Annotated in this window: 6 protein-coding genes and 1 pseudogene; 4 read left to right on the top strand and 3 right to left on the bottom strand. The window is 56.6% G+C overall.

Annotated features, from left to right (window positions below):
* The first annotated feature begins 1,049 nt into the window (after nt 1-1,049).
* From V6C07_RS02795 to V6C07_RS02780, 4 genes are read left to right on the top strand one after another with little or no spacing between them, the layout of a single operon-like run.
* Nucleotides 1,050-1,634: a DUF2318 domain-containing protein gene (locus V6C07_RS02795; protein ID WP_333534859.1), complete on the top strand. Its 585-nt coding sequence runs from the start codon at nt 1,050-1,052 to the stop codon at nt 1,632-1,634.
* Nucleotides 1,635-1,637: 3 nt separating this feature from the next.
* Complete coding sequence (locus V6C07_RS02790) at nt 1,638-3,116, top strand: ABC transporter permease (protein ID WP_333534858.1); 1,479 nt, start codon at nt 1,638-1,640, stop codon at nt 3,114-3,116.
* A 20-nt stretch (nt 3,117-3,136) separates the two neighbouring features.
* A complete protein-coding gene (locus V6C07_RS02785) occupies nt 3,137-3,826 on the top strand; it encodes an ABC transporter ATP-binding protein (RefSeq protein WP_333534857.1) in 690 nt (229 codons plus the stop codon).
* 55 nt (nt 3,827-3,881) lie between these two features.
* Nucleotides 3,882-4,421 (top strand): HdeA/HdeB family chaperone, encoded by a 540-nt coding sequence (locus V6C07_RS02780; protein WP_333534856.1) that lies wholly within the window; start codon nt 3,882-3,884, stop codon nt 4,419-4,421.
* Between the two features lie 450 nt (nt 4,422-4,871).
* Here the strand turns inward: V6C07_RS02780 and V6C07_RS02775 are convergent, their stop codons facing one another.
* The 3 genes and pseudogenes from V6C07_RS02775 to V6C07_RS02765 all read right to left on the bottom strand — a co-directional run.
* On the bottom strand, nt 4,872-5,402 hold the full coding sequence (locus V6C07_RS02775; protein WP_333534855.1) for a phospholipase D family nuclease: 531 nt from the start codon (nt 5,400-5,402) through the stop codon (nt 4,872-4,874).
* Nucleotides 5,403-5,674: 272 nt separating this feature from the next.
* Entirely contained in the window at nt 5,675-7,153 is a 1,479-nt protein-coding gene (gene abc-f, locus V6C07_RS02770; RefSeq protein WP_333534854.1) for a ribosomal protection-like ABC-F family protein, read from the bottom strand.
* A gap of 529 nt (nt 7,154-7,682) precedes the next feature.
* Nucleotides 7,683-7,979: pseudogene (locus tag V6C07_RS02765) on the bottom strand (dihydroxy-acid dehydratase domain-containing protein); the annotation flags it as partial.

Below are 7,979 nucleotides of genomic sequence, written 5' to 3'. Positions count from 1 at the left end.
TAGAGCATTTAACACTTGAAATGCTCGCTTACGGCAGGCAAAAGCCTGCCTTCTCGCATTTCGTGGCAAGGATTTTCAAGAAAATCCTTGCAGAGCAGTTAACTCATTTCATTCGTTAACTGCTCTATGGGCTGCAACCGATCGCAGACGGCCAAAACGCAGAAATTGAAAACCTCCCACCCCGCAGGGCGGCTGCCTTCACAAGTCAGCAACAGGGAACAAGCTGTTGCCGCTCCTTGGCGTCCCCCAAGCGGGCAGACGCTCCACGGCCTTCATGCAGAGCAAGAGCGCACGATGGCATTGCGCGGCGCGCAGGGAGATCACCCGACCGAAGGGCGGGAAGCTCCCGAAGCACAAGACGCGCAGCCCTCGCGAACGCACGGCAATTGAAAACCTGAAGGGGGGGTGCTTCGGGGGGGATGCAAGGGGGGCCGAGAAGGGGGCGAAGCCCCATAACCGGCCCCGCCTTGCCGCACGCCGCGCAGGCGGCCAATAGAACAGAAGCTGAAAGCCTCCCACCCCGCAGGGCGGCAACCCACCGTGCGAAGAACAAGCTCACTCCACACGCCATTCAGCGCGTCATTCCTCGCATCATCCGCCGCGCAAACGCCTGCCGACAATAGCGCATTTTAACGTAGAGAATAGACATCCTCAAAGCGTACGGAACGGTCGCTCCGGCGCTTAGCCGCGCAAATAAACAGCTCTAGAGCAGATTAACTTTGAAAATGTACATTTTCAAAGTTTAAAACACGCTCGCTTCGGCGTTTAACCGCGCAAATAAATCGCGCTTACGCCTTCGCGGCGGGCACCTGCTCGCGCAGTCGCCAGAGCAATTTCAAAGTGAAACTGCTCTAAAGTAAAATTGCTCTAAAAGCATTGCGCCATACAATAACCGCTCTGGCATGAAGCCTCAGGCTCTATGATCGCTCAGCCCAATACCTGCAAACCAGCGAATATCAAAAAGAAAGAAAATGGCTGGCAAATTTTGCCGAAACATGTTCTCATACTAAAAAAGTATGTATACGCCCTACGCGGCAGATGGAGGATACATGTTTCAGCACCGCCCCCAAATCCCCTTGCTCTTACGCGCCCGCCCTGCCGGCAGGCAGGCCCCCAGAGTAACGACAACCAAAACCGCCGCCCTGCCTGACCGCAGATCCATGCAGTTCCTGTATCGCGTCCTGGGTACCTGCCTGCTTGCCTTGGCATGTATGCTCATGGCGGCCCCGGCCAAGGCCGGCCCCTTTGGCAGTCTTTTCAGCCGTGAAACCACACTGGAAATAAAAGACGAAGCCGTAAGTCTGCCCCTTGCCGGGGTCACCGGAAAAGCGGCCTTCTACAAGGTCAATGTGGACGGAACCAACGTTATCTTCTTTACCCTGCGGGATGCCGCAGGCAGGGTGCGCCTTGCTCTGGACGCCTGTGACGCCTGCTGGCAGGCAGGCAAGGGCTACAAGCAGACAGGCGACGCCATGACCTGCCAGAAATGCGGCATGGTCTTTCCCATCGAACGTATCGGCCTGCGCAAGGGCGGTTGCAATCCCCACCCTGTAAACTTTACGGTTTCGGGAGAGACCGTTGTTGTCCCGGCAGAGGAACTGCGGGACGGCGTCAGATTTTTCAAGGGTCTGTAACCTATGAACATCATAACCATACCGCTGCGCTGCCTGCGGCAAAAATGGGGGCGCTCCGCCGCCTTGCTTTCGGTCTTTCTTCTTGGTGTGGCGGCTATTACGGCACTTAACAACGTTTCTTCCTCCGTGGCCGAAGGCTTTGAAAAAAAGCTCAGCGCCTTCGGGGCCAATATCGCCATCACGCCCAAGCGTGAAAGCCTGCAAATCTCTTACGGCGGCATCCCTCTGGGCAACGCGCTGGTAGACAGCGGACGCATCCCTCTGGCTGAAACACTGCGCGCCATTGCGGCCATTCCTCTCAAGGACAGAATCTCCGTGGTGGCCCCCAAGCTCGCCGGGCTGGCCTCGTTTACCGCGCAGGCCCAGGCTCCCGACGTCCTTGTGCCGCTTGTGGGCGTGGACTTTTCCAGCGAACTTGACCTCAAGCAGTTCTGGCGTGTGCAGGGAAACATTCCGGGGATTGAAGGCATGCACGCCCCGGATCCGCTCATGCGCCGCATGGAGGAGGAACACGCCCGCCACGCCGCCAATGCCGCAGGAGCAACGCCTGCGGACACCATGCCCGCAACGGCTCCGGCACGAAATGATCAGGCCATGCACGCCGCAACCGCCGGACAGAACGGAAGCAAAGAATCGGGAGAGCCAAACGCACAGACCGCACCAATGGGCGTGCGCCCTGCTGGACACGGCATGCCCCCCCACGGCGACAGCACCTCAGCCAATCCGTCCCCGTCAGAAACAGGCACAGAATTTTCCCACGCTCACCGGCTTCTGGCCGGCTCAGCCCTTGCCCAACGCCTGAGCCTTGCTCCGGGACAGACCGTTCTGCTCAATGACGAGCATTTTCTTGTGGAAGGAGTGCTTCAGCCCACGGGCAGCGACGACGACAACGTGCTTTTTGCGCCCATCGGCACGGCGCAGCAGCTTTTCAACGCACCAGACGCCGCAGGCTTTATCGAGGTGGCAGCGCTCTGCTCGGGCTGCCCCATTGAAGACATCGTAAGCGAACTGGAAGCCGCCCTGCCGGGGCAGGACATACGCGCCCTGCGTCAGGTGGTGGCCCAGCGCATGTATTCCATCTCCTTTGCGCAGAACATGGCCCTTGTGGTCACGGTGGTCATTCTTTTTTCCGCCTGTGTGATGGTGGTCATGTCCATGCTTGTGTCCGTCAACGAACGGCGCAAAGAGATCGGCCTGCTGCGTGCCGTGGGTTTTTCGCGCCAGGCGGTCTTTTTCATTTTTGCGGCTGAAGCCCTGGTCATAGGCTTTCTGGCGGGAACCTTCGGCTATGTGGCCGGGTATCTGGCAGGCGGCAAGGTTCTGGTCGCCATGCAGCTAGAAGCCGCCGCCTACCCGGCCTTTTCCCCGGCCGCCATGTTCGGTTATGGCCTGCTTGCCGGGGCGCTGGCTGTGCTTGCCGCCGCCTTTCCCGCCTGCAAGGCTGCCCGCGCCAACCCGGCGGCGGCCCTTACTTCGCTGTAGCCGCACAAGAGGATGAATACATGCTTGAAGCCATTGATATAGTTAAATCATATAATGCGGGTGGCGTGTCTTCCCCGGTACTGCGCGGCGTGAACCTGCGTATTGAGCAGGGAGAGTTTGTGGCTGTCACAGGCCGTTCCGGTTCGGGCAAATCCACCCTGCTCAACGTGCTTTCCACCCTGACCGAACCTGACAGCGGCCAAGTGCTTTTTGAAGGGGCAGACCTGCGGGCCATGCGCGAAAAGCAACGCGACCATCTGCGCAACAGCGCCTTTGCCATGATTTTTCAGGCGCATCACCTTATGCCCTACCTCACGGTGATGGAAAACGTGCTGCTGCCCGGGGCCAACAGTTTTCGCGGCATACCGGAAGAAATGCGCCGCAGGGCGGCCGCGTGCCTTGAACGTGTGGGGCTGGAGCATAAAAAAGACAGCCTGCCCTCTGCCCTTTCCGGCGGCGAACAACAGCGCGTAGCCATTGCCCGTGGCCTTGCCGCCGCGCCCCGCGTTCTTTTTGCCGACGAACCTACCGGCAGCCTGGACATGGTCACGGGCGACGCCATCATGCAACTCTTGCAGGAATTGAACCGTGAGGGGCTGACCATAGTCATGGTTACCCATAACCCGGACTATGCGGCACTGGCCGGGCGCAGCGTCCACATGCTGGAAGGGAATATGGATCAGGCTCCTCGCAGACATATTGGCTGTTGACAGACGCGCCCCTGTGGGTAATGGAAGAACTAGTCTTTCACCATAGGGAGTTTTCATGAAGAAAGTTCTTGTTCTCTGTTGCCTGCTGCTTGGCCTGCCTCTGGCGGCCCAGGCCGACAACGAAAAAATCGCCCCCGATTCCTTTATTTGTGCCGAGCTTGTGACCATCCCCATGACGGACGGTGGGCAGCCGCCCATTTTTGAGTCATTGCAGATCGATGGCTACGTCAGTGCCGGGTTGGGCGACACCGTGGCGCACCCTGAAATTCTGGCTCCCATACTTACGGAAGTGTATGCCTACTGTCAGGCAAAACCCACCGACAAGGTGGCCGACGTATGGGCCAAGGCCCGCAAGGCGCAGCCCACGCCCGAAAAGGGAACCTGGCAGGCGGATAAGACCACCTGCAAGAATTACAATGACGACCCCGACAACGGCAGTGGCTTTGTCATCTGGCTGGATGGCTATAACAGGGGCAAAAACAAAACCCAGGCTTCCATTCTGGAAAATGACGAAACCCTCAAGGTATTCCTGGACGCCTGCGCCAAGCAGCCCGATGCGCTGATGCTGGACGTGCTGGCAAAAAGCGCCAAGTAGGGCGTTTTACCTTTGAGCATCTGATTTTTCAAAGTTTTCTGGCGTTCACTACAGCGCGTAACAGCGCACACGCCTTGCAGCCAATAGTCTGCCCGCGAGCCGCCGGAGCCGCTGCAAATCAAGCCTGCTCTGGCATTCGGCACGCCTGAAAACAGCAATAGAACATTTTAACTTTGAAAAAGTGTAAATGCTCTACCGCTGCACGAAAGTGCTGCACGCCACAATGTGGCGTGGATTCAGCCGAAAATCGCATTTTTCGACTGAATGAAAACCTTGAAATGTGAAACATTTCAAGGTTAATCTGCCCTAGTCCGCTTTCCTGAGGGAAAGCGGACTATTTTTATCTGTGCCGCCAAGCGGAAAGGTATGTCGGGCCGTCGCAATCTCATGCCGTGCCTTCAGCCAGAGCCCTCACGCATGCGAAACGCGCAGCCCTTGCCCGACCGTGTGTCAATATGGACGCGAATGGGCCTTGTGCTTCTGAAAATCCTTCAGATACTGCGCGGCCACGTCTTCCGAGGTGATGAACAGCACATTTTCCGCATTCTTTTTGTCCACGCCCTTGCGCAGGTTGTAACTGCCTGTCTGCACTGTTTTTCCGTCATATATCACGACTTTGTTGTGCATGGTTTTGTGGTTGCCGTCCATATAGACGGCGGCCCCGGCATCCTTGAGCTGCTGCGCCAGATAGGGATTTTTGTCCTTGCCGCCGCCCTTGGCGTCAAGCACGGCCTCCACCTTTACGCCGCGCCCGGCAGCCTTGCCCAGGGCTTTGGCTATGCGGGGCTCAGAAAAATAGTAAGACAGGATATGAATGGACTTTTCAGCCCTGTTGATGTGGTCGATGACCGCCTCCCGGATGCCGCCGTCCGGGGCAAAAAAGGCCCTGGCTTCTGTCTGCGCGGCCCGGACCGGACCTGCTGAGAACGCCAGAGCCAGAACAAGGGCAATCAGCGGCAGGATTGATGTTTTCAACTTCATGAGACCTCCTGAAACAAATATCCAAACAGTTTTTCAACACCAGAGGCCAGAGGAGCAGAGGACGCCAGGCAACCGTATATGCCGTCCAGTAGACCCGGCAGACAAGACCGCTTTGACGCATGCTTCTCTTGCCTTCCCTGTAATGAGGTAGAACAAAATCGGTGGCCTTTCAAACCGGCATACGAGATGCAGGCCCATGCTGCCAGCCCGCCAAAACGGAATCTGGCTGCGGCGCTGGGCAAGTCGCTACGGCAGCGCGGCACGGGAATGCACTATCCGTCAACAGGCGAGAGGTGCAGCGTCTCCGTGGCTACACGCTCCAGAAACATCTGATCATGTTCAACCAGTACCATGCTCGGCTGATATTCCAGGATCAGGTTTTCTATCTGCACCCGTGAAATCACATCGATATAGTTCAGCGGCTCATCCCAAAGATACAAATGTGCCTCTTCGCAAAGACTTGCTGCAAGAAGCGCTTTCTTTTTCTGACCGGCGCTGAACCCGCTCATATCTGTACTAAACTGGCTTCGTTCAAAACCGAAGCGGTGCAGCACCGCCCGGAACAGGCTTTCATCAATACCCCGTTTACGGGTGAAGTCTTTCAGGCTCCCGGCCAGAAAGGAGGCATCCTGCGGGACGCAGGAAATGCGCAAACCGCCGGGAAGGTACATGGTTCCCTGAAATTCCGTCAATTTCCGGGCCAAAAGCTTCAGCAACGTGGATTTTCCACTGCCGTTTCTACCGGACAGTGCCAGACGTTCTCCGCTCATGATGCTAAACGAAATCTTCCGCAGCACAGGCACATCGCCATAGCTGAAAGACAAGCCCCGGCACTCTGCAAGGCGCCTGCTGTGAAACGTCTGGGGCCGCATGGACAGCGGAGCATCATTCTCCAGGTTACGCAAAAGCTGTTTTTTTTCATCCGCAGCCTTACCGCGCCGGGATTCCACGGTTTTGGCCCGCTGCATCATCTTGGCCGCTTTGTGTCCAATAAACCCACGGTCCACCGGCCCATTGCCGAATTTGCCTTTTTCGGCCGCTCGCGACCAGTCGGCACTGCGCCTGGCACTTTCCTCCAGCCGTGCTATCTCTTTTTTGAGCCTGCTGTTGTTCGCCAGTTCCTGTTGATCCCGCCGTTCGCGATTAGTCTGCCACGAACTGAAGTTGCCGCGCTGTAGCTCTATTCCTGCACGGTTAATGGACAATACATGGTCAATGCAGCCGTCCAGAAGAACCCGGTCGTGCGAAACCAGGATAAAGCCTTTCTTGGCCTGCAAGTACGTTCCAACTATCCGGCGCGCCTTGATATCCAGATGACTGGTGGGCTCGTCAATAAGCAGAAAATTATTTCCTCGCAAAAACAGCGACGCCAGCAGAAGCTTGGTGGCTTCACCACCGCTTAGCGTCCGAAACGGCCGTGCAAGTGCTTCAAGAGAAAGCTCCAGCAGCGAGGCCTCTCGCTCCAGCCGCCACTTCTCCAGGCCGGCACAGATGTTTCGGGCCACATCCAGACCACTCTGCTCCGTATTTTTCACGGCAAAGGGAAAATAATCCATCTCCACCGGCGTATGAATAGAGCCGCGATGCGGGTATTCACCACACAGTAGCTTCAAAAACGTGGTTTTACCGCGTCCGTTTCTGCCGATCAGGCCAAGCTTCCAGCCCGTATCAAGCTGTAGTGATACGCTGTCAAAAACCTGCAATCCTCCGGGGTGGGCAAAATCAAGACTGGAAATACTGATCAAAGCCATACAGGAAACCTCCTGGGCGTCTGGCCTCCGTATTCACGAAGTGCGCATAAAAAAAGACTGCTGGAAATTTCCTTTCCGCAGTCTCCAAATGCACGTCTACATCCCATAAAGAATGGAGAACGCCAGAGGCAAAACCAGGTAAAGCGAAATTCCCGCATGCCGAAGAACCATCGGGGGCATCCATCCCCCGTGCTCTGCACGGCAAAACATCACAGCATGTTTTAGCGGGAATTCTTCATTTGGCCTGATCCTGTTGAGGTTTTAAAAAAGTGTTAGCAGCCGTTTATGTAGTGTCATTCACCGCTCGCGTCAAGCCGCCCCTGGGACTCGCCCACGAGTGGGCATTTTAACTGTGAAATGCATATTTCAAAATTATTACAAATATCATTTTTAGATCAACAGGGCTTCCGCAGTATGCATCGCGAGCCTTACGCCACATGGTAATTAAAAATTCTTTGGGGGATGCAGAAGGGCCGCCTCACAGGCGGCCCAATAAAAACACACGAGAACATTTGTAAGACAAACGGCTTTAGATATCCCTGTAGCGTCCGCCGTTGGCTGCGGAGCTGACAAGGTGCGCATAACGCCGCAGCACCGGATAGGGGCTGCGCTTTTCCATCACGGTGCGGGCCGCGCGGCGACGTTCAAGTTCGTCCTCAGCCACCATCAGGTCAAGCTTGCGGCCGGGAATGTCGACATGGATCATGTCGCCTTCGCGCACAAGGCCGATAATGCCGCCGTCCGCCGCTTCGGGCGAAATATGCCCGATGGCCGCGCCGTTTGTTCCGCCTGAAAAACGCCCGTCGGTCAGCAGGGCCACGTCTTT

It is taken from the genome of Desulfovibrio sp. 1214_IL3152 (genome assembly GCF_036763055.1).
Classification (GTDB): Bacteria; Desulfobacterota; Desulfovibrionia; order Desulfovibrionales; family Desulfovibrionaceae; genus Desulfovibrio.
The sequence above is the reverse complement of the archived record's forward strand: the minus strand, read 5'-3'. Positions and strand labels throughout refer to the sequence as shown.

Bases quoted from the DNA above. Each gene is read 5' to 3' on its own strand.
- V6C07_RS02795 (WP_333534859.1), top strand. From the start codon at position 1,050: ATGTTTCAGCACCGCCCCCAAATCCCCTTGCTCTTACGCGCCCGCCCT.
- V6C07_RS02790 (WP_333534858.1), top strand. From the start codon at position 1,638: ATGAACATCATAACCATACCGCTGCGCTGCCTGCGGCAAAAATGGGGG.
- V6C07_RS02785 (WP_333534857.1), top strand. From the start codon at position 3,137: ATGCTTGAAGCCATTGATATAGTTAAATCATATAATGCGGGTGGCGTG.
- V6C07_RS02780 (WP_333534856.1), top strand. From the start codon at position 3,882: ATGAAGAAAGTTCTTGTTCTCTGTTGCCTGCTGCTTGGCCTGCCTCTG.
- V6C07_RS02775 (WP_333534855.1), bottom strand. From the start codon at position 5,402: ATGAAGTTGAAAACATCAATCCTGCCGCTGATTGCCCTTGTTCTGGCT.
- abc-f (WP_333534854.1), bottom strand. From the start codon at position 7,153: ATGGCTTTGATCAGTATTTCCAGTCTTGATTTTGCCCACCCCGGAGGA.